The following is a 21678-nucleotide window of genomic DNA, read 5'->3' on the forward strand; positions in this document are numbered from 1 at the left end:
GAAGAGCGATCTTCGTCGCGCCGGCCTTTTTCGTTCCGTTACAGCTGGCCCCAGTAGATCGCGTGAATGTCGTCTTGGGCATTGCTGACGCTGCCGGGCTTATAGAACTTGGCGTGGCCGTCGTCGAGCAGGTAGTTGGCGCCGTCGGTGTGGCGGCCGGTCGGGAGCCACTGCTGCTGCTGGAATGTTGTAGCCCATCCGACAACCTGACCAGTGTCATATTGGGCGCCGCCGGGAGTGGCGCCGCCGGTCGCGACAGAGTTGCTGCTTTGTTCCGCGTCGGCGTTATCGTAAGAGAGCAAGTTGTTTCCGTCTCCAGAGATGGAACTGCGGTCACGTGTGGTTCCACCTTCCAGCGGGTCGGTCACAACGGCGCGGCTGCCGCGTAGCTCAAAAAGCAGGATCGTCTGCGACGGCTGCTTGACCTGGCCATCCGCCCCGCCAAGCCCCGTCGAGGAGGTCTGGGCGATATTCAAATTGTAGCCGTAGGAGACGGGAACGCGCGCCGGTGTGACGGAATTGTCAGGGGTTGTGGGATCATCGGGACACTTGTAGACGCCGGTGCTCTTAACGTACGGGTAGATCGGGCCAGCCCAGCCTCCGCCACGCTGGTTGCCGAAGCCGACGGGATAATGTTCGTCGTTATCCTGGCTGTACTGCATGAAGCCCAGGCCGAGCTGCTTCTCGTTGGAAACGCAGGAAATCTGACGGGCCTTCTCCCGCGCCTTCGCGAAGACAGGGAACAAGATGGCGGCGAGAATCGCGATAATAGCTATGACAACGAGGAGCTCAATCAAGGTAAAACCCTTGCGGCGTCCATGTGAGTTCTGTGGACAAGTCATGAGTCGAACATTCCTTTCGGCCAGGAATTAATCCCGCCGCATATTGATGATTACATCATATCATATAAAAACGGCATTAGCGTAACGGGTGTGTTTATAATTCTTGCGATCTCAGTTGACAGTCTCTCGACTGCATGATAGTCTGCTATTGACCAAGCGGCAAAATTTTCAGACAATATGTCGATTTGACCTTCGCGAACACGACGAATGATTGACGAAGCGAAAAACGAAAACTCGGATACGACGAAGGAGAAGACAATGATCATCAATTGCTATCTGGGGTTTGACGGCCAGTGTAAAGAAGCATTCGAGTTTTACCAGAAAGTTTTCGGCGGCGAGATCGTGATGATGATGGCCTATGGGGATTCTCCCGTGGGCGAACAGATACCGGAGGATCAGCGCGGACGGATCATGTACACGCGTCTCGACATCGGCGCGAATGTTTTGATGGGCGGTGACTCGCCCACTCAGTTCCCCGGCAAGGCGCAGGGATTTTCGGTATCGATTACCTTGGAATGTATTGAGGAGGGCCAACGAGTTTTCAGCGCCCTGTCCGAAAACGGCAGCGTCATGATGCGGTTCGAGAAATCGTTCTTTTCAGCTGGCTTCGGCATGCTTACCGATCAATACGGCATCCCGTGGATGATCAACGTCGCAGCGTAATCGCACAAGAATATCAGACCAATGTAAAAACACCGGCGTGACAAAGATCGATCCTCGTCACGCCGCAACCCAACAATGGCGCGCAAACAGATATAATCATTGGGATATGCAAACAACAATGACACAGGTTGAAGCAGCGCAATTTATTCGCCGCCTGAAATTCCCCCCTCAAATCGAGAGCGATTTTCAGCAGTATTATTACTCCCTTATCCGCATCCCCATCCATATTGGTCTGTTCATCATGATGGGGGTAACCGCAGGCTTCCTGGTTGATGCCCTGACTCATCAGGTTTCATTTGGAAAAGAGGTGCTCTGTAGTAGCGCCTGCCTCATCAGCCTCCTGCTTTTGGTCCTGTCGTTTCATCGCAAGTTTGTGGGCCACTGGCAACTTCTCGTCGTAGGGACAATCAGCGTCTCCACTTGTCTTATCACCATTGAAAGTTATGACAACGCGAAGCTTTACGTCGCAGTCTACTATGCGCTGATCCTCTTTCAAGCACTAAAACTTCAGATACGCTGGTTGGCCTTACAAATTCTGCTGATAAACGTTAGCTTTTACATCTTTCAGCATCACAGGAATTCCATTTTAGATGAGCTTCAGAGCGTTCTCTTAGCATTCGTAATCATGTCTCTTCCCTTATTCCTGGCCTATAGAAACGAGCGCGCCCAACGCAGCAAATTCGCGGAGCAGCTTTTGCAGACCCAGGAACGACATCAAGAACAACAAAAACTTGAACAGACCGAAAAAATGCTCCATGTTCTCAGTCAGGCGATCGGCAGTATCGCTCACGACCTCGGCAATCCTCTGACTATTGTTCACGGCAGCGCAGAGACACTGAAATATCTCATCAAAGAAGATGCTCTCGATAAAAAGACGGAGTTGGAATTCCTAGAAATGATTACGGATGGGGTGCAAATGCTGAATTATCTGCGCCTTTCGCTGATGGAGCAAACCCGTGTCCTCGAAGGCAAACCCATTCTGGTGGAGTTACAGGAAACCGATGTTCGTCATCTCATTGAAGCGGGAGCACGTTATCAACAGCCCAAGTTTTCGGGCGGACGCAAGATCGCCATGGAAGGCGAAAATTTGCACCTGCTCGTTGATACAACGCGCCTTATTACCGTTTTCATGAACCTGATCGGCAACGCATTCAAGTACAGCGATGGGGAAGTCAAGGTGACATGGCGCACCGATGAGGGGCGCGTGCTGGTTGGGGTGCTCGATCAGGGACAGAAGGGGCGTGGGATTTCCCAGGCTCAAGCCGAAAGGTTATTTGTCCCGTTCGGTCGTCTCGAGACACACGCTCAGGTCGAGGGGACAGGCCTTGGTCTTCTCTCGGCGCGGAAAATCGTCGAAGCCCATGAGGGTGAGGCGTATATTGAAGGATATCACGATGGCGCGACGGATTCCCCGATCTTCAGCACCGCCCAGGGCAGCTATCCCCCAGTGCTGCAAGACGGTTTTTGCACCGCCTTGGTCACGGTTTTCCCATTGAAAACTGCCCCTGCCTCATGACGGGTTGAGGGAAGCAGCCGCCATAATGTCTTGTTCATTGCTTCCGCTTTGTTGAGGAAGTATCTAGCGGCGCCCACCAGCGCCATCGCATGCCTAATTCTCTTAAGGCGTCCTGTTCCGGTAAAACGACATTCACATCTTCCTTCGTTTCATATCTGCGCCGTGTCGTTCGATATGTTGGTCCAGTCAAAGTATTTCGCTTCCATATAAACTGGCGCAGTCGATATTTCGCCGGCGCAAAATAGGCATAACGATCATCAAACACAAAATCCCAAATAAATAACTTCCTGCCCGAAACATAAAACCCACCCCGACATGTGAAGCCATATTGGTTTGAGTTATGATGCATCAGTCGCCATTCGTGACCTCTCAAACGGTAGCAAGAAACGACACGCTCTTCAGAGAAACCACCGCCAGCATCTAAAAGTGCAACCAGAATTTTCCGCCCGTCTGGCTCCCAAAGAAAAACAGTAGCACGGTTGCATGCATTCTCACTGACAGGCCATAAACCATGCGGTAAAAGCAGTTTCTGACGATATTTCCGCTTGTCGATCTTGGAGGAAACGAAGATACTTCCCCGCCATGCGTCAGTATCCTTCGTAAGGTAATGGTGCGTGGAGACATCCAGTTGAATCTTGTGTCCCGTGATCGCATACTCATCATGCTCTGCGCCACTCGATACAACGGTAACTTTGGTCGAGCAAACAGCCGTACGACAGGACAATGCGAAGGTTAACGCAAGAAGAAAGACCAATGTCGAAAAAAGTCGTTTATCCATGATCTGTTTAATTCTGCGGAAGCTCGATGAAATCAAGATTGACCCCGGTATTCCCCTCATCGCATTGCAATGTCACGTCTGAATCTTCAGGAATGGCCACCGTGGTCCAGACTTCACGGTATGCGCCTTTGCCTGTCCACTGCCCTGTCGCTGGAACCTGTATTTCCTGGTTTTTGACGCCGTTGATATAGAGACTGAACGCGCCGGCTGTGACGCTTGCGTATGTCACTCCAATTCTAGGCGCCGCCGGACAGTGGTGAAAGCTAACAGATCGGCCCGCTGAGTTCAAATACGCGACAATGTTGCTGTTTGACGCCGCCGGGTCGCCGTAGACAGCGGCGCCTCCGGCCAGAGTCGCAGCTTCCGCCTGATATTTCCGGGTGGCGGCGCCGGGTGAGTTCAAGTAAAATTCGCGCAGGCACATGGCGTAAGCCGCCCCAGCGACATTCGCCTTCTGCCCGCCATAGTTAGCCGAATAGCTAAGCCACATCCGCTTGCCGTCCGGAGAGATAAACTTTGAAGGAATGGTTGGAAAGTAGGCGACCGGTCCAAAATTGCTGAGAGAGTGGACGATCCGGTATGGCCCTGTGATCTTTGGCGATTCCAGGATGATCGTGTCGAAACGGTTCGCCGTAATGCATCGAGCGACACACATCAGATAAGTTTTGATCGGAGCGTCGTAAGTAACACTGGTTTCGCCAAAGCCGAACGTTGGCTGATCGGATTCTGGCGGCGCCGTTTCGCCCCAATGCGCGATCGGGCGAATATTACGACGCACAATATTCAGGTGGTTCTTATCCCAAGGCAGCCAGGCGCCGGATTTCGTAAAGTATTGCCACTTGAGGGCGGTATTCAAATAAGCGGTATTGCTTTTGGCGTCCGCGCCACGCGGCATGAGAATTCGGATCAGGTAGACGTTGTCCCCTATCACCCAGGAGTTGGATGCGGCAGTCGCCTCCGGGCCCGCTCCGTGGGCAGTCATGTAGGCGTACTTGCGACCGGTCGCATGATCCGTAGGCGCGAACTTCATGTTCTTGCCAAAATCGACAAAGTGCGGCGCTCCGATTATGATCTCATGGTTGGGAGTCGCGGAGGCGCTTTCATGGTAGTTCTCGAAGAGACCATTGTCCGGATCGGTTTTGTCGTTCCAATTCTTGCCGTCATCCGTGGAGTATCGGAATCCCACGAATGGCTCTAGAACCTGCCAGTCGTTATGGGGGACATGGACGGAGTTATCATGATCGGTGAGGAGATATGTGCCGTAGTACCAGACCGAGTTAAAGACCAGGGCGGCGCTGGGATAACGGCCGCAGCTATGGGCTCCGCCTCCAAGATGAGAATTGACAGTCGTGAGCGGCGCAATCTCCAGGTTTAAAGGATCGTCGCCGGAGATGCGCGCCGCCCCTGGATTAGGCGTTCCAGCAGCGATATCACCCACTTTACCATCAGTAAATGGAGATCGAAGCTCTCCATCTGAGCACCAGCTGGGAAACCAGGTATCGGCGGCTCCGTAATCGGCATAACGTCCACTAAAGGTAATGCTGTCGAAGGTGAGGGATTTTTTCAGAGGGCAATCTTGCGGGATATCGCTGGGCCAGGTGAATGGATCAAATTGGGAGACGGTTTCCCCCTTGATCGTGTCGGCTCGAACAATAGGATGCGAAATCAAAAACACAATCAGGATGGCGATGAGCGCTGGCCGGCCCGTCCAAGAAGTCCTGAAAACTCGCTTACAACGTTTACCCGTCATCGCCGCCTCCGTGAAACGAAGAGCGCCTCTCGACTTCTGACGATGTCGAGAGGCGCTTTGCGCAAATTTGCGAGCCTTAGCTAATGGTCACAGAGTCGATGGTGTCGCCTTCGCGCAGTTTCAGGACGTTCTCAACACCGCTGATGGTCTTTCCGAAGACGGCGTAGTTCATATCCAGATGCGGCGTGGAGCCCAGCGTGAAGTAGAACTGGCTGGAGGCGCTGTCGGGCGCGGCGGAGCGGGCCATGGCCATGGTTCCGGCGGTGTCGTGCTTGAGCGACGGGGTCACTTCCAGCTTGATGTGCTTGCCGGATCCGCCCGTGCCGTTGCCGTCCGGGTCGCCGCCCTGGACGACGAAGTTCGCGACGTATCGGTGGAACTTCAGTCCGTTATAGAATCCTTTTTGGGCAAGATCGATGAAGTTCGCAGTTGTGATTGGAGCTTCGGACTCGGCGAGCTGGACGACGATGGTTCCTTTGCTCGTTTCGAAGGTGGCTGTTCGGTCGGCCATGATGCGTGTTTCTCCTCTGCGGCGCTCGCCGCGGGTTTTGCCGCCGTCTTTGACGGCGCCTTCTTTTTGGCGTCCACACTCGATTTGAGCGCGAACGACGCAATCTCTTCTGCGGTCAGGTGGCGCCAGGCGCCGGAAGGCAGGCCGGTCAAACGCACGCCGCCAATCGAAATGCGGATCAGCTTCGACACGGGATGACCGACCGCCGCCAGCATGCGGCGCACCTGACGGTTCTTACCCTCATGGATCGTCAATTCCACCTCAGACCCGCCGACACTCCCCACCCCTTCCGAAAACCGCTTGCGAACGCGCACGTTCTCGGCGGGCTTGGTCATGCCGTCTTCCAGCCGCACACCGGTGGCGAGCTTCTTGAGTGCCTCGGGGCTCGGCACGCCGCGCACGGTCGCCCGGTAGGTCTTCGGAACGTGGTGCTTGGGATGGGTCAGCGTGTAAAGGAAATCGCCGTCGTCGGTGAGGAAGATTAGACCCTCGCTGTCCGAATCAAGACGGCCGACCGGACGCAGCATCGGCTTGCTTTGCAGGTCGACCAGATCCGTGACGAGGCGGCCCGCGTTCGGGTCGTGCAACGTACACACGACATCCTTGGGCTTATTCAAAACGATGTAGTAGCGCTTGGAAGGTTCTTTGACCAGCTTGGAGTCGAATAAGATACGGTCCTTCGCCGGGTCTACCTTGACGCCGAGCTCCGTGACGACTTTGCCGTTGACTTTGACGCGGCCCTCTTTAATCCACTCTTCGCACGCTCTTCTCGATCCGATTCCGGCCCCAGCCAATACCTTTTGGAGACGTTCTTCCATATACCATTACTCCCATACACAGCAGCATCACGGCTCCGAGCCCAGCGCCCAGGCCGCGCGCAATGCGTGTTCCTAAATTGTGCGTCGTGTGTGCGATCGCGGCGGCGGCCGCCATCGGCGCATCCTCACCCGCGACTGCGTCACCGGTCGCCTGGACTTTTCCATTGGCGATCACGGCGTAAGTGCCCAGCTTCGTTCCGGCGGCGATCGGCGCGGAAGGCGGCGACGGCAGCGGCGTCACCGTCACACTGAAATCCGGAACGGGCTTCCATTTGGAAACGACGACCTGCAAATCCTTGGCCGCGACGACCGGAACCGGCCGGTCCGCGTTCCGCACGGCGATTTGGCCGACGGAGTCGCCTTGATGAAGATACGGCACGCGCTTGTAGTTCGCGAACCCATAGTTCAGCAGCGATTCCACATCCTGACGGCACGTGTTACTCTTGAGAGCCACGGCAATAAGACGCCAGCCGCCCCGGGTCGCGGAGCCGACGAAACAGTGTCCCGCCTGCCGCACATAACCGGTCTTGATGCCGTCGGCGCCCGGAAAGTCGCGCAGAAAGGTCTTCGAGGTGTTCGTCACCCACGAGTCGCCCTTATGCATGGAGCGCTGTACTTTATACTTCGGCGTCCGGACGATCTTGTTGAACTCCGGCAGATTATTCGTGGCGTAGCGCGCGATTGTCGCCAGGTCCGCCGCCGTCGAATAATGGTCCGGCGCGTAGAGGCCGTTCGGCGTCACGAAATGCGTATTAAAAGCGCCGATATCCTGCGCCTTCAGGTTCATCTGCTCGACGAACGCCGGCACGGAGCCGCTCAAATAGGTCGCTCCCGCCACCGCCGTGTCGTTCGCCGAGCGAAGCATGAGGGCGTACATCATGTCGTGCAGCGGGATCGTCTCTCCCGGCGACAGATGCAGGCTGCTGTCGGGCAAGGTCTGAACTCCCTGCGGCGCGGTCACGATATCGTCCGGATTTCCGCGCTCCAACAGCAGGATCGCCGTCATCATCTTCGTGGTGGAGGCAATCGGACGGTGGACGTTCTCATTTTTCGCCCACATCATCTTCCCGGTCGAGGCGTCTTCCAAAACGCAAAACTTGCTGTTCGATTTGGGCGTCGTCGGACCGTTCGCCGCAGGCGGAGGCGCCGCGAAGGCGTGTCCACAGAGAACAGGCGTTAGAACGAGCGCAGCGGCGGCTCGCCGGGCGAGTTGGGGGAATATCACTTACTACTCCTCAAGGCCGACCGCCTGAAGTGCGTCGTGCTCCTGAGCCTTTTCGGCCTCGGCGACGGCGATATCCTCCAGCGGCGGCAAATCTTCCAGCGACGACAATCCAAAGTAATGCAAAAATTCCGGTGTGGTGGCGTATAGGATCGGCCGTCCCGGCACGGCTTTGCGGCCATCCTCGCGGATTAGGCGACGGTCCAGCAGCGTTTTGACGACGCCATCCACGCTCACGCCACGCACGGCTTCCATTTCGGCCACAGTCACGGGCTGCTGGTAGGCGACAATCGCGAGCGTTTCCAGAGCCGGCTTCGAAAGCCGAGCCTTACCGGCAGGCGCCGCGAGCAGCTTACCGATGTCCTGCGCCAGTTCAGGCTTGGTCGCGATCTGATAACCGCCCGCGATCCGCATGATTTGCAGGCCCGATTTGCTGCGGCGCGCGTACAGATTGACGAGATCTTCCAGCGCTTCTTCGACTTCGACGGCGGCCAGCCCGAGAACCTTCGCCACATCGGCCGGGGTCACAGGCTCAATCGCGACGAACAGATAGCCTTCGAGCAGCGCGATCAGCGCCTCTAGCGTATACACGCGGGGTTCTTCTTGACGGGCTTCAGTCGCGGCCAACTATTCGAACTCCTCTAATGCTTCTTCTTCACTCTCAGCGCTTTCGGCGTCCCCATCGGTTCCCGCCGAATCCTCTTCGCCGGTCTCGTCCTCGGCCTTTTGCACATCCACGGCCAATCGGATCTCGCCCAGCATCTCTTCTTGGATCGCCGAAATGCGCGCCTGCCGCAGCAGCTCTAAAAGCGCCAAAAACGTCATGATCACATCGAACCGGACTAAAGGCCGCTCGAAGCATTCGTCGAAGATAATTCCCTCAGACCCGGCGCGCTGGATTTTGCGCCACAGGGTCGCCATCGCGAGACGCAGCGTCACCTTCGCGCGGCCGACATGCGCCGTCCCCGCCGTCCCGTCCGACCCCATCTCCGTCAGCAGCCGCATCAGCGCCTTGACGAGCGAGGCCGACGAAAACTCGCCGTATGGAACCGGCAGTTCATAAAGATCACCGTACGCCGCCTGACCGCGAAAGAACACCTGCCGCCGGTCACCTTCCCACGTGGCGAGGGTCGCGACAAACGCCTTGTAGCGCTGGTAGTCGAGCAGACGCTGCACGAGCTCCTCGCGCGGATCTTCGCCTTCCTCGCCGTCTTCCCCCACTTCCTTGGGCGGCTTGGGCAGCAGCAGACGGCTCTTGATTTCCAGCAGCGTCGCCGCCATCACCAAAAATTCGCCGGCGACGGTGAGGTTCATCGCCTCCATCGCCCGCAGATGCGCCAGATAATGTTCCGTGACCTGGAGGATCGGAATATCCGCGATATCGATCTTGTGCTCGCGGATCAAGTGCAGCAGGAGGTCGAGCGGCCCTTCAAAGGCCGTCAGCGTGAGCGGCGGGATTGCGGCGACGGGAGCGGCGGTGGGCGCAACGGGCATAATTGTCTATCATACCTGGAACGGCCGTAAAACGCGGTATCTCTGAGGAAGAGACATGGGAAACAATGTGGCGTGAGAGTGGCGAAGCCTCATATTCACATTGACAACCAGGCGCACTCACGGTATACTTTTTACGGGAATGTACCTCGACGACAGAAAACAACGAATACTCGGCGCCGTGGTTCGCGACTATGTCGAGACCGTGCGGCCTATCGGCAGCGAAGATCTTGCGGCGCGTCACTCGCTCGGGGTCAAGAGCGCCACGATTCGCAACGAGCTCGCGGAATTGGCGGAGCTTGGCCTGCTTCGGCAGCCGCACACCAGCGCCGGACGCATTCCGTCGGATCGCGGGTACCGTTTCTATGTCGATCATCTGATGGAAGTGCGCGCCGTCCCGAAGGACACCGCCCGCCAGGCCGCCGCGCTGGAGCAGTCGCTTGCGCTCGACAAGCTGCTGCGGCAAACCTGCGCGCTGCTGACGCGGATGACGTCATACACGTCCATGGCGACCCCGCCCCGCCCCGCCGACACCCAGATTTCTCAGGTCTTCGTTTCGCCCGCCGGCGACAAGGGCCTGCTCGTCGTCGCCCTGCTCAGCACCGGCCACGTCGAAACCCGCCGCCTCGCCGGATCGACCGACTTCACGCCCAGCGATCTTGTCTCCATCAATAACGCCTTGAACGCAGCGATGGGCGGCAAGAACATCGACAGCGTCATTGGCCCTGAGTCGAGCCCCATCCCCGCGCCATCCGAGTTTGCCTCATCCGTGCGCGTTCTGTTTGACAGCCTCTCGCAAGTCCTGCGCCAGATGATCCAATCGGCCGTCGACGACGACCGGATCTTCCTGGAAGGAACCTCCGAAATCTTGCGCCAGCCCGAATTCCGAGACGTCGCCAAGATCCAGATGGTCCTCGACTCCCTTCAGCAGGGAACGATGCTCTTCGAAACCCTCGCCCAAACCGTCCGCACCTCCCAGGTGACGGTCGTGATCGGGGCTGAAAACCACATCACCGCGATGCAGGAATGCAGCGTCGTCTCCGCCTCCTACTACATCGGCACCCGCGAACGCGGCACAATCGGCGTCCTCGGCCCCACCCGCATGGACTACGACCGCGCCATCCCCGCCGTCAACTACTTCGCCCGCGCCCTCAGCGACACCCTCACTCGGCTGGAAACGCTGTAACGCTTCCGGAACTTCTCACCCCCATCCAACGTTTCATCTTGACAGCCGACGCCGTTGTTCGGTATACTTTTTGTTGATATACGACTTTTTTAGTCGGAGAAAGGGGCAACCCAAAACCGTGTTAAGCATGACCAAACGGGCCGATTATGCGCTGCTGGCGCTATCTCATCTGGCGGCCGCGTCTTCGGATGATCCGAACCGCTTGATGAACACCAAGGAGATCGCCGAGCAGTATGAAATCCCCGTGGAGCTGCTGGCGAAAATTCTGCAAATTCTCGCGAAGCACGGAATGGTGGCCTCGCACCCCGGCCCCACCGGTGGATACAAACTGCTGCGGCCGGCGCGCGACATTAGCGTCGCCGAAGTGGTGACGATTGTCGATGGACCGTTTTCTCTGCTGCACTGCACCGCCGGCGAAGAGTCGAGCTGCAAGCAGTACAGCCGCTGCACCATCCGCGATCCGCTCGCCACCATCGAGCAGCGCGTGAAGGACCTCCTCGCGGAGATCAGCATCGAAGAAATCAGCCTGCCCGCGCCCGATCCTAAATTCGAAGATTTCTCCGCGCGACCGTTCGCGGCCGGAATCACTCTCATTTCCTAAGTATTGCGATTACCGATATGCTGAAGCGACCTATTTACATGGACAACAACGCGACCACTCGCGTGGACCCGCGCGTTCTGGGAGCGATGCTTCCGTACTTCTCCGAGCAGTACGGCAACGCCGCCTCCAATAGCCATACGTTTGGATGGACAGCGGGAGAAGCCGTCGACAAGGCGCGCATTCAAGTCGCCGCCTTGATCGGCGCCGATCCCAGCGAGATCATCTTCACGTCCGGCGCCACCGAAGCGGACAATTTAGCCCTCAAAGGCGTCGCGGAAGCATACGCGGAAAAGGGCGACCATATCATCACGACCGCGATCGAGCACAAGGCTGTGCTCGATACGGCGAAGCATCTGGAAAAGCTGGGGAAATCGGTCACCTATCTGCCCGTCGATGAGTACGGCATGATCGATATCGAACAGCTCAAAGCCTCCATTACCGAGCGAACCATTTTAGTCTCGATCATGTATGGGAATAATGAGATTGGAACGCTCGACGCCATCGATGAGATCGCCGAGATCTGTCATGAGCGCGGCGTGATCTTCCACACGGACGCGACCCAGGCGATCGGTAAAGTCCCGATCGACGTCAAAAAGCAGAAGATCGATCTGATGTCGCTGACTGCACATAAGATGTATGGACCAAAGGGGATCGGCGCGCTTTACGTTCGCCGCAAAGAGCCGCGCGTGCGGCTCGCCCTCCAGATGGACGGCGGCGGACACGAGCGCGGCATGCGCTCGGGAACGCTGAATGTCCCGGGCATCGTCGGCTTCGGCGAGGCGTGCCAGGTCTGTTCGCAGGAGATGGAGCGGGACCGCTCGCACACGCAGGGCTTGCGTGATTATCTTTGGGAGCAGATCCAGGCGACCGTTCCCGATGTCAAGCTGAACGGGCACCCTACCCGCCGCCTAAGCAATAACCTGAGCATTGCGATCCGGGGCGTGGACGCCGACGCGCTGCTCGCCAGCCTCTCCGGCGTGGCGCTCTCCACCGGGTCCGCCTGCACCTCCGCGTCGGTCGCTCCGTCGCATGTGCTGCTGGCGCTTCCGGACGCCGCTCAGATCATCGGGGCTTCCATTCGGCTCGGCGTGTCACGTTTCACGACCAAGTCCGAAGTGGACCAAGTCCTATCGCTCATTGGGCCGGTCGTGGCCCGCCTGCGCGGCGTCACCGCCGTCGCGCCTTAACGCCAAATGTCCATGGACATCCCACGTGAGGATCCATCTATGTCGACCGAAGAACAAACTAGCGCCGGGACGCCTCCGGAACCCGTCACGAACTGCCCGACTTGTAAAAGAAAGCTTCTGACGAAAACCAGCGCCCTCTGCAACTGGTGCGGAGCCAAGATTACCGACCCGAACTTTCAGGAACAGGCCGCGCAGATCCGGCTCGCCGCCGACGCCGCCGAGCGCGCTCGAATCTCCGCGATTATCAAAGAAGAAGGCAAGTTCGGCGTCATGGGACGGCTGAAACGCCGCGCCAAAGGCGCTTCCGGAACGCTAAGCCCGGACGATAACTAACCGACGAGCAATGATGTTGGACGCCGCCTCGCGGCGAAAGGTAATACCATGACGACCACTTTGACGGAGGCGCAGTCGCCCACGCTGACCATCGAGCCGGATCAGATCATCGAACCGGCGCTCGCGCTCACGGAATCCGCGCAAAAGCAGGTATTGCGGGTGCTGGAGCGGAAGAATACGCCCGGCGCATTTTTGCGGATCGGCGTACGCGGCGGCGGCTGCTCGGGACTGTCCTATGTACTGAAGCCGGACACGGAGTTTGATGAGTTCGACCGCACCTGGACCCTGGAGAACGGAGTCCGGGTCGTCGTGGACCGCAAGAGCATCCAGTACCTCGCGGGCACGACGCTGGATTACAGCATCAAGAACCTCCTGGAAGGCGGGTTCCAATTTCAGAATCCCAACTCCGCCAAGTCCTGCGGGTGCGGCAGCTCATTTACGCCGAAGTAGATCCCATTACGCCACTCCACCCATACGAATAGGAAATCGTTACTATGAACCAGCCTGATGTTCAAGAAGAGCCGCTGAACAATGTCGAGCTAGAATCGGCGATTCTTGGCCTGCGCATGGCGCTCACGCCGGAAGAGGAAGTGGAGGCTCGGGAGCATTTTCTGACCGTGCTGCGCGACAGCACTCTTTCTGTCCCTACTGTCCACCCCACCCCGACAGCGCCCGATGGAAGCATCCTGCCGAACGCGGACATCACGTTCGTCGTTGCGCAGACCCAGGAAGGTGTCAGCGGCGTTCCCGCGTTCACCACACTGGGACAGCTCCGCGGCACGCTTCCCGACGTTCAGAACGGCATGTTCCTGACCGGCGCGCAGCTCGGCGGGATTCTGGGCAACAGCCCGCACAAGCTCTTTGTGGACGGTCCGGAGATGCACGTGGAAGTCAGCCAGGAAGAAATGGTCTTCATGGCGCAAGCCGCGCAGCAGGCCGTTGAGGATCAGCAGACGGCGGCGAACCACAATCAAGCGCTGGAGAAAGCCGTCGCCGATTTCCAGGAAGACGATACGACCGCTTCGCGCGAAGCGCTTGTCGGCGCATTCCTTGGCGGCTTCTGCCGCGTCCCCGTCGCCACCGAAGAAGACAAGGACATCCCCGTCGTGGTGCTTCGCCTCGGCGATCCCAACCAGCCCGAGACGGTCCAGGAAATCCCCCTGCTGACCGATGACGAAAAACTGCTGGCGTTCACCGGCGAAGAGGCGCTCGGCGCCTGGAGCACCTCTGAGCGCAACGTCATCGCTTTGCCTGGCCCGATGCTCGCCCAGCTGCTGGCCCAAACCGGCGTCGGCGGCGTCCTGATCAACAAAGGCTCCGAGCATTCCGTAACGCTGAAAGTCGATAATAATCAGTTGGTGGTTGCGTAAACGAAACCTCAAAAACTAAAACGGCCAGGCGATTTCCATCGCCTGGCCGTTTTCACGTCTACTTAACCCCAGTCTCCCAATTAATGTGCGCTTCCACCCAGGCGACATGCGCAATGGATGTCGATGAATACCCAGCATCCACATTCAGCCACGGGGTGACTTGCCGTCCTACTCCCACCACCGTCGAACGGAAGTCTCCTTCTTCCTGCGCTTCGTCGCTCCAGCTGTAGATGCCGATATAGGGCTTCCATGGTCCCCACGCGTTGTACATCAGCTTGCCGTGCGCAAACCGAAAGTGCAGGTTATCAGGCGTACGATAATCGTTGTACTCACTGATCAGCTGCCAGGCGCCGGCGGTAACGGTAGCGTCGACGCCATATCCTTGGTTATGGTCCGTGCCGAAGGAGAAGCCCTTCCCCGTTCCTAGAGAAAGACCAAGTGTCAGATGCTCGTCGAACTTTCGGCCAAGGCGCATGTAGGCGTTTGTCGATCGACGGTTGTCGTTGTAATTGACCGAGGCGGCGACCGTGTTGGCTCCGTCATCGTATTGATACATCACGCCCGGCCGCGTCTCGTATTCCCACTCCTGAACGGCGAACGGCACATAATATTTGCCGATCGTCACGGAATGCTTGCCTATGCGCTTTTGGTAGTACGCCTCCACTGGCTGATCGATAATCCGGTTCTGCGCCCGGTAAAGCCGCCCGATGGAGACGGACGCCTTTACCGTTTCGGAGTCGTTCGGGTCCCATCGGCCGTAAACGACCGAAGGGTAGGCGGGACCATAGCCGATCCAGGCGCCGTCGTAAAAGGTCCGATTTCCCGGCTGATCCGAAATGCCTAGATAAGCGTCAATACCGATTTTCAGAGGCGCCGACGACGGGGCGGCCTGCGGCGGAGCGGCCGGCTCCGCCGGAGCGACTGCGCCGGCGGGAGCTTCCGGTGAGGTCGTTCCCGGCGTGGTGGAACTGGTCTGCGCGTGGCTGACCGTACTGGCGGCAAGGAGACACGCCAGGAGTGCGAAGCGAAGATACGACATTTTTCCTACATGCACCTTATGAATGGATTAGGCCGCCGCGAGGTGATTCTCGAACGACGAGGACGGAGCCATCGGCAGCGCATGAACGCTGTCGAGATGCAGATCCAGAATGTACTGGAGCATTTGGAGGTAATCCAGCGGCAGAGCGAAGAGAAATTTCGAGACAGGGATCCCATGATCCTGGCCGACAATCGCGCGCAGGCAGACCAGTACCGCCTTCTTGTTTTGCTCGAATCCAGCAATCACGGTCTTCAAATTCCGCTGAAAAGCATCGTATGGAACCGGTTCCCCTAAGCGCATCTCCACAACTTCCGCGATCAAATGACGGACGGAAGAAAGAATAAATGGACTTTCCCCTTCGATACGCTCGCGCGTCGGCAGATGCAGTTTCACCTCGGCGTCCAGGAAGTTGCGGCTGAAGGCCATGCCGCGAGAAACCAGGTCGCGCTGCATCGGATCCAGCGCCTCCGGTGTCAAAAGCCACATTGGCAGGAGCTGTTTGATGAAATCCTGGAAGGTCATCCCAGGCATTACTTCGTAGCGCGACGCCGTCGTCAGAATGAGATCGCGTGAGATACGTATGTCGGAGGACGGCTTGTCGACGAACAGACTGCGCAGCGCGCCGGCGGGCAGCGATTCCGCAGTCAGATAACTCGTCTCTCGATCCTGCTGAACGCTTCCAAAGTGCAGCGGCAGAACCTGCTTTCCGCCGAAGAACTCCTTGCTCAATGCGCTCGCGACAGCGAAGCTGCCGGCGATGGGCTCCAGATAAGCCTTGCTGAACGGCTCGGCGTCGATGCGGAAATGCGCCCAGCGAGCGGCGCAGTCGAGCTTCCAATTGAGCTTCCCCTTGACCTGCTCCAGCGCAAGATCATGGTGCGATTCGCATCGCTCGCACGTGATATGATAAGCGCCGGCGGCGACGCGCTCGATATGCGTATCGACGATCACACCACACTGGGGACAGATCGGATGGAACAGCTTCTCCGGGTGGTAGTTCGGGAAACGATCCGATAAAAAGCTCAAAACCTCCTCGCGCCGTTCAAGCACAAGAGACACATAGGGATCATATAAGCCGCGCTCATAGAGCTTAGAGGTGCTGACGAGCGTTGGGTGGCAGTCCAATCGATGCAGGCGGTCCAGCAGGACATGCTCATAGTGCTCCGCGAACGAAGCATGGCACTCAAATGGGTCGGGGAGATGAGCGATCGGCGTTCCGCACCAATGCTCACAACGTTCCATAAGACGGGGATCTTTGTTGACGGCCACACGCAGCTGACGGTAATTTAAAGGGTCGAGGCTATCGTCCACCAGAAGCGTGAATACGGTGTGCCCAGCCTCACGCAGGGTCTTTGCCGTTTCGTCAGCAACGAGGAATTCGCGCAGATTCCGTTCATCGCCTAAATAAGCGCAGGTAACTCCGGAAGCGATGGTAACAAGTGTTTGTTTCTCAAAATGTGCGAGCGCGCCAGTATACAACGGGGCCTTCATAAAGTTTCAACGTCCTCTCCATATGATTCGCCTGCGGCGTGACAGCGGCTTGTTCGGCTGGAGATGCAGTGGGAAAGCCGGGGACCACGTCGCAATAGCGATCTCTGTTCTATGCGTTCTGAGTGGACGCCGAAGCTTGTACCTCCCCAAGTGAATATTGCTGCCGATAGCGCTGAGGAGCTCGCTTCACCGCCGCCTTTAAGAACGCATCCGCCATTGCGGGATCGAATTGCGTTCCGATGTTTCCTCGGATCTCTTCAAGAGCGACTTCCCAGTCCAGCCCCTTACGGTAAGGCCGATCAGTCGTCATGGCGCTGAACGCATCCGCCACGGCCATGATACGGCCGAGCAGTGGGATCTCCTCCCCCGCCATCGCGTCCGGATAGCCTTGGCCATCCCAGCGTTCATGATGAGAGTTCACGGCGTCCAGAATGGATTCCATTCCCGGCACCGCGCCTACCATCAGCGCGCCGATACGCGGATGACGTTTCAGCACCTCGTACTCTTCGGGAGTAAGACGTCCCGGCTTTCGCAGGATTTCATCGGGAATTCCAATCTTCCCGACATCGTGCAGCAGCCCGCCGATTCGGATTACGCGCATTGTTTCCTCGGAGAGCGTAAGCTCTTCCGCGATCCATAAGGCGTATTCGGTGACGTCTTCCGAGTGACGCCGGGTGTAACGATCTTTGTTGTCGACCGCGGTCACCATGGCGTCGAGGACCTCGAACGAGCTCTCTCGGGACAGCGCCCGGAGGGACCGTTGATTGTCGCTCGTAGCCATTATTCCACTATCCGTATGTTTTGCCGCATAGAGATTTGTGTCCGCAATCGCCACTAATTCATGACGAGTTTTACTGTCTTCCGGGAAGCCGGCGACCCCATAACTGAGGCTGACGGGGACGGTGCGCTCTTCACCGACGCGTCGGAATCCCTCCTGCAACATGCGCTCGCGCAGCATATCGGTCAGCGCAATTGCCTGCTGGACGGTCGTGTTAGGAGCTACCAGAAGGAACTCGTCTCCGCCGTACCGGCCCAAGAATCCCCGCTCGGCGCACGCCGTGGACAAAGACGCGGCAACATTTTTCAGGATTTGATCGCCGACCGGATGGCCGTAGGTATCGTTGAAGAGCTTGAAGTTGTTGAGGTCCATCATGATGATGGACAGCGGAATTCCGTCTGCTTCCGCTTTTTCCACTTCGAGATGAAGGCGCTGATGAATAGCGCGGTGATTGAGCAGGCTCGTCATCGGATCTCGATCCGCCGCTTCGAGGGCGGCGCCGTACATCCGTGCATTTTCCAGCGCACTGCCGACTTCTAGACCGATACTTTCGAGCAGCGCGGTGTCTGTGGGGCTCACGCCATCAGTCCAGCGCACCACGCCGATCATGCCCAGACATCGCTCTCGCCAGCAAAGCGGCGCGCGCAGACAGATGCCGGATCGACGGCCGTGATCGTCCGTAACTGTAATCGCCTCGACTTGCCGTCGCAGCGGCAGGGAGCGCAGCACATCGAGCAGTTTGGGAAGATCCTGAAGACCAGTGGAGCGGCGCAGCTCCATCAGAGGCGTACCCTCGGGGGATTTGTCTTCGCCGATCAGCCAGAAAAGCACGGCTTCCGCGTTCAATGCGCGCAGCGTATGCTCCTCGGCTACCTGCATGACTTCGTCGGTCTTCAAGCTAGTGTTCACGGCTTTCGTAAGTTGATGCAAAGCCGTCATCTGCCGCGTGCGCTTGCTGACGATCCGTTCGAGATCGTCGTTGAAGGATCTCAGCTGGTTGGTGAGATAAGTATTTTCCAGGAGCGTAAACATTTGCCGCACGATCACAAGCAGAATCAAAGCAAACCCGGTGATAAGGGTGGAGACGCCGATCGCCCCTTCGCTTTTAAAATCGTGCAGGGCTACAATTACAAATGCGAGGACCGCCGCAAGGTATGGTATAAGAACTCTAACCGGGCTGCTGATCGCTGGGATGCGGCTGGTTTTTTCCGCCTGCAAGTTTGCCGCCTGTACCGGCCACCAGTGCGCGAACATCGCGCCGAGACCGATCAAGGTAAAGCCATAAGACCAGCCTGGATCGATCCAGCTGCCGGTTTCGTAGCGATCAGTGAGATTCATATATCCCCAGATGCTGTCGGTAAACGCCACCATGGAGACGCCAAGAGTCAGAAAGGCGATAGAGCGTCTCAGCCCGGGGTTCGAGTAGGCTGTACCGAAAAGGATAATGGCGCAGAACAATACGGCGATATCACTGAGGGGGTAAGCCGCGCTCAGAGCTTTCGCCCATGGGGTCATGTACTCCTTTTTGAGTGACTGCTGAATGAGAAAGTGCCAACTGATAATCCCAAAGCTGCTTGCGGCAATCGCGCCGTCGATCATCTGACGCAGACGCCCGGTAATGTGAATACTGCCGAAGAGGAGAACCACACCGACAATCAGAAACGGGTAGCATAAGAAATAGGCGTAATCAGCGCAGCTGGGAAATGGCGTCTCGATCTTGCGGACAAGCTCAAGGTAGGACCAAAGAAGCCCCCCGACGCCATACGATGCGCTCGCGATCCCGATCAGCAGCCAGCCGATTCGGCGGACAGGCACCGGGTGGTAGCCGCGCCAGACGTAAGTCAGGCAGCAGGCGCTGGCGAAAAACGGCCCGATCGGCTGGAACAGGTCAGAAAACGCCGTGTAGACTTCTTTTGAGCACGGATGAAAGATCAGCATGAAAAGAAAAACTGCCACATAGGCGATTGCGCTTTTAATGACGATCTTCTGAGCCGTGGTCCAGTCCTTGGTTGAGTTCAGCATGGTTTGCGTGCAATCCCGACAAAAGAGTCGCAGATCCGAAAGAGTATCGGACTATTACTGAGTATTGGCCAAAATCCCGAATTCCTTTAGTACATTAGTGTTTCATTATACATGAAACGCAGTGAAGCTGACACAATCTAGTGATAATCGCAAGACGCACATCGAAGAGGAGAGAAAACAACATGATGACCGAGCTGGAGACAGTGGAATACGCCGACTATAGCGAGTGGAAACCGGAAGATTATCTCACGGATTACTATTCCGAATTGATGCCGGATGAGCAGTTCGCAATGGAGTTCCTGGCGGACTGGGCGGATAAAACTCCGCACACACCGCTCGCCGTGGAGTTTGGCTGCGGTCCGACCGTCCATCACCTGTTTCCGATGGCGCAGCTTGCCGATGAGATTCATATGGCGGAGTATCTCGCCTCCAACCGCCAGGCGGTTCAGGACTGGATCGATCGAAAGCCCAATGCGCACAACTGGGACGAGTTCGCCGCTGAAGCCGTGCGCCTTCGCGGCGTGGCGTCACCCACCCCCGAACAGATCCAGGAAGTGCAGGACGAAGCGCGCCGCCGTGTAACCGCCATTTTCCCCGGAGATGCGTTTGACGCCGATCCTCTGGGCGCCGAGCGGCGAGGTTCTTATCCGCTGGTCATGAGCCACTACTGCGCGGAAGCCGCGTCAACCGACATCGGCAAATGGTACGACTGCATGCGTAATATTCTGAGCTTGGTCGCTCCCGGCGGCACGGTGTTCCTCTCCGCCTGCGGCGCTGCGAACCACTACTGCGTCGGCGGCCGGAACTTCCCCTGCGCGGGCGTCACCCCCAACGACACGCTGAAATCGCTCACGGACAACGGGTTCGGCGACATCGACATCCGCGTCCGGCTCGTACCGGCGCACACCGAACAAGGCTACAGCAGCGTGATCTTCGCGCGAGCGGTCAAACGAAGCTAGGTTACCTCGATCGCCCGCGCTTTTTTTAGCGCGGGCAGTCAAGCAAAATAAGGCGATTTGCAAATGATGACGTTACGTCCCTCAGGAGTAGGCTTGGGCGAAGAATATACGGCGGTCTCAGCGCTGGACGGAAGTATGCTCCACAGAAGCGTGATGCTGTCATGGGAGCAGCTGCAAGCACTCGCCGATATTCCCACTCCGATCGAAAGTCCCTACTGGGATTTGGGAGAGCTGGGGTCGTTCCTGGATCGCCTCGCGGACGGACTGAACCGCCGGCGGACGGCGCTGATCCATGCGATGCGGCATGAAACGGGGTTTATCCCGAGTGACTGCGAGGAGGTCTTCGACGGCGTCCTGACACTGCTGCGTAAGTTTTGCGCGCACGACCAAACTTCAGCGGCGCCTTCGCCGAAGCCATATTTCCATGACGACCGTGTGATTGATTTTGCAGACGCTCCCTGGGGATCGATCGCGGTGATCCTGCCTCAGAATGCGTTTCTTTATTTGGCGGTCACCTGTCTCGCCAATGCGCTGGCCGCCGGCAATAGGGTCGCACTACGCGCGCCGGGCCAATCTGCGCTGTCTGCGGCGCTGCTGGCGGAAACAGTTCAGGAAGCGGGCGCAGTCCCAGAGATCGCGGCCATCGTCATGGCGAAATCGAAAGAGTTTGTTGCGGCGTTCCAGGAAACGAGTCAGCCCGGACTGATTCACTATATGGGCAGTTCGCGCCACGCGCCGTCGATCCTCGCCGACAGCTTTCGCGCGGGTAAGTCGTCGCTGATCGACGGCGATGGAAATGTCCTTGTTTACGTCGGTCCGGATGCGAACCCAGGCGATGCGGCCGACCTCCTCACTCAAGGCGCGATTCGTTACAACGGGCAGACCTGCACTTCGATCAACGGCGCGATCATTCATCCCGATATTTACGACGAAGTTCGCAGCGCTTTGCTCCAGCGCTGGCGAGCGTTGACATTTGGAGACACGATCGAAGTTCCCTCCGTGTCGGTCGGCCCTCTGCTCTCTTCCGAACAAGCGCAGTGGTGCGAGGCGCAGCTGGCGCAAAGCGGAGGCGAGCTTCTGCGCGGCGGCAAGAGCGCTCGGAATATTTTAGAGCCAGGTCT

The 21678-nt window shown here is 57.7% G+C and carries 21 protein-coding genes; 10 read left to right on the plus strand and 11 right to left on the minus strand.

The window, feature by feature from the left end; translation table 11 throughout:
• Positions 1–38: 38 nt before the first annotated feature.
• Positions 39–842, minus strand: coding sequence for a DUF1559 domain-containing protein (locus ABIZ35_RS26055; RefSeq protein ID WP_348222864.1), 804 nt, complete (start codon positions 840–842; stop codon positions 39–41).
• Positions 843–1100: 258 nt separating this feature from the next.
• Here ABIZ35_RS26055 and ABIZ35_RS26060 point away from each other — a divergent pair, with 258 nt between their 5' ends.
• Positions 1101–1505 carry a VOC family protein gene (locus ABIZ35_RS26060; RefSeq protein ID WP_348222865.1) on the plus strand — a complete coding sequence of 135 codons (405 nt, stop codon included), beginning with the start codon at positions 1101–1103 and terminating at the stop codon, positions 1503–1505.
• Between the two features lie 118 nt (positions 1506–1623).
• Entirely contained in the window at positions 1624–3021 is a 1398-nt protein-coding gene (locus tag ABIZ35_RS26065; protein WP_348222866.1) for a HAMP domain-containing sensor histidine kinase, read from the plus strand.
• 34 nt (positions 3022–3055) lie between these two features.
• Here ABIZ35_RS26065 and ABIZ35_RS26070 read toward each other — a convergent pair whose 3' ends face one another.
• From ABIZ35_RS26070 to ABIZ35_RS26100, 7 genes are all read right to left on the minus strand, one after another.
• Complete coding sequence (locus ABIZ35_RS26070; RefSeq protein ID WP_348222867.1) at positions 3056–3799, minus strand: hypothetical protein; 744 nt, start codon at positions 3797–3799, stop codon at positions 3056–3058.
• A gap of 7 nt (positions 3800–3806) precedes the next feature.
• Positions 3807–5549, minus strand: a complete 1743-nt coding sequence (locus ABIZ35_RS26075) for a hypothetical protein (protein WP_348222868.1) — start codon at positions 5547–5549, stop codon at positions 3807–3809.
• Between the two features lie 76 nt (positions 5550–5625).
• Complete coding sequence (locus tag ABIZ35_RS26080) at positions 5626–6018, minus strand: peptidylprolyl isomerase (RefSeq protein WP_348222884.1); 393 nt, start codon at positions 6016–6018, stop codon at positions 5626–5628.
• Positions 5931–6878: a pseudouridine synthase gene (locus ABIZ35_RS26085; RefSeq protein ID WP_348222869.1), complete on the minus strand. Its 948-nt coding sequence runs from the start codon at positions 6876–6878 to the stop codon at positions 5931–5933. The genes ABIZ35_RS26080 and ABIZ35_RS26085 overlap by 88 nt, the downstream gene beginning before the upstream one ends.
• On the minus strand, positions 6805–8103 hold the full coding sequence (locus tag ABIZ35_RS26090; RefSeq protein ID WP_348222870.1) for a D-alanyl-D-alanine carboxypeptidase family protein: 1299 nt from the start codon (positions 8101–8103) through the stop codon (positions 6805–6807). The genes ABIZ35_RS26085 and ABIZ35_RS26090 overlap by 74 nt, the downstream gene beginning before the upstream one ends.
• A gap of 3 nt (positions 8104–8106) precedes the next feature.
• Positions 8107–8691, minus strand: coding sequence for an SMC-Scp complex subunit ScpB (gene scpB / locus ABIZ35_RS26095; protein ID WP_348222871.1), 585 nt, complete (start codon positions 8689–8691; stop codon positions 8107–8109).
• Between the two features lie 36 nt (positions 8692–8727).
• A complete protein-coding gene (locus tag ABIZ35_RS26100; RefSeq protein ID WP_348222872.1) occupies positions 8728–9594 on the minus strand; it encodes a segregation/condensation protein A in 867 nt (288 codons plus the stop codon).
• A gap of 139 nt (positions 9595–9733) precedes the next feature.
• On the opposite strand from ABIZ35_RS26100, the gene hrcA reads away from it, so the two are divergent.
• The 6 genes from hrcA to ABIZ35_RS26130 all read left to right on the plus strand — a co-directional run bounded on the left by hrcA (position 9734) and on the right by ABIZ35_RS26130 (position 14268).
• Entirely contained in the window at positions 9734–10777 is a 1044-nt protein-coding gene (gene hrcA, locus ABIZ35_RS26105; RefSeq protein ID WP_348222873.1) for a heat-inducible transcriptional repressor HrcA, read from the plus strand.
• A gap of 127 nt (positions 10778–10904) precedes the next feature.
• On the plus strand, positions 10905–11378 hold the full coding sequence (locus tag ABIZ35_RS26110) for an Rrf2 family transcriptional regulator (RefSeq protein WP_348222874.1): 474 nt from the start codon (positions 10905–10907) through the stop codon (positions 11376–11378).
• Between the two features lie 17 nt (positions 11379–11395).
• On the plus strand, positions 11396–12565 hold the full coding sequence (locus ABIZ35_RS26115; RefSeq protein ID WP_348222875.1) for a cysteine desulfurase family protein: 1170 nt from the start codon (positions 11396–11398) through the stop codon (positions 12563–12565).
• A gap of 39 nt (positions 12566–12604) precedes the next feature.
• On the plus strand, positions 12605–12898 hold the full coding sequence (locus ABIZ35_RS26120; protein WP_348222876.1) for a hypothetical protein: 294 nt from the start codon (positions 12605–12607) through the stop codon (positions 12896–12898).
• Positions 12899–12946: 48 nt separating this feature from the next.
• The gene (locus tag ABIZ35_RS26125; protein ID WP_348222877.1) at positions 12947–13348 is read left to right on the plus strand and encodes an iron-sulfur cluster assembly accessory protein; all 402 of its coding nucleotides are present in this window, start codon (positions 12947–12949) and stop codon (positions 13346–13348) included.
• A gap of 44 nt (positions 13349–13392) precedes the next feature.
• Complete coding sequence (locus ABIZ35_RS26130; RefSeq protein ID WP_348222878.1) at positions 13393–14268, plus strand: SseB family protein; 876 nt, start codon at positions 13393–13395, stop codon at positions 14266–14268.
• A gap of 58 nt (positions 14269–14326) precedes the next feature.
• On the opposite strand, the gene ABIZ35_RS26135 is transcribed toward ABIZ35_RS26130, so the two are convergent.
• The 3 genes from ABIZ35_RS26135 to ABIZ35_RS26145 form a co-directional block, all read right to left on the minus strand.
• On the minus strand, positions 14327–15307 hold the full coding sequence (locus ABIZ35_RS26135) for a hypothetical protein (protein WP_348222879.1): 981 nt from the start codon (positions 15305–15307) through the stop codon (positions 14327–14329).
• Between the two features lie 27 nt (positions 15308–15334).
• On the minus strand, positions 15335–16798 hold the full coding sequence (locus ABIZ35_RS26140) for a hypothetical protein (RefSeq protein ID WP_348222880.1): 1464 nt from the start codon (positions 16796–16798) through the stop codon (positions 15335–15337).
• A 109-nt stretch (positions 16799–16907) separates the two neighbouring features.
• On the minus strand, positions 16908–19598 hold the full coding sequence (locus ABIZ35_RS26145) for an HD domain-containing phosphohydrolase (RefSeq protein WP_348222881.1): 2691 nt from the start codon (positions 19596–19598) through the stop codon (positions 16908–16910).
• A gap of 182 nt (positions 19599–19780) precedes the next feature.
• On the opposite strand from ABIZ35_RS26145, the gene gntF reads away from it, so the two are divergent.
• On the plus strand, positions 19781–20557 hold the full coding sequence (gene gntF / locus ABIZ35_RS26150; protein ID WP_348222882.1) for a guanitoxin biosynthesis pre-guanitoxin forming N-methyltransferase GntF: 777 nt from the start codon (positions 19781–19783) through the stop codon (positions 20555–20557).
• A 63-nt stretch (positions 20558–20620) separates the two neighbouring features.
• Positions 20621–21678 (plus strand): aldehyde dehydrogenase family protein (locus ABIZ35_RS26155; protein ID WP_348222883.1); only part of this gene is annotated, 1058 nt, incomplete at its 3' end.

The organism is Capsulimonas sp., from assembly GCF_039929585.1.
In the GTDB taxonomy this organism is placed as follows: Bacteria; Armatimonadota; Armatimonadia; order Armatimonadales; family Capsulimonadaceae; genus Capsulimonas.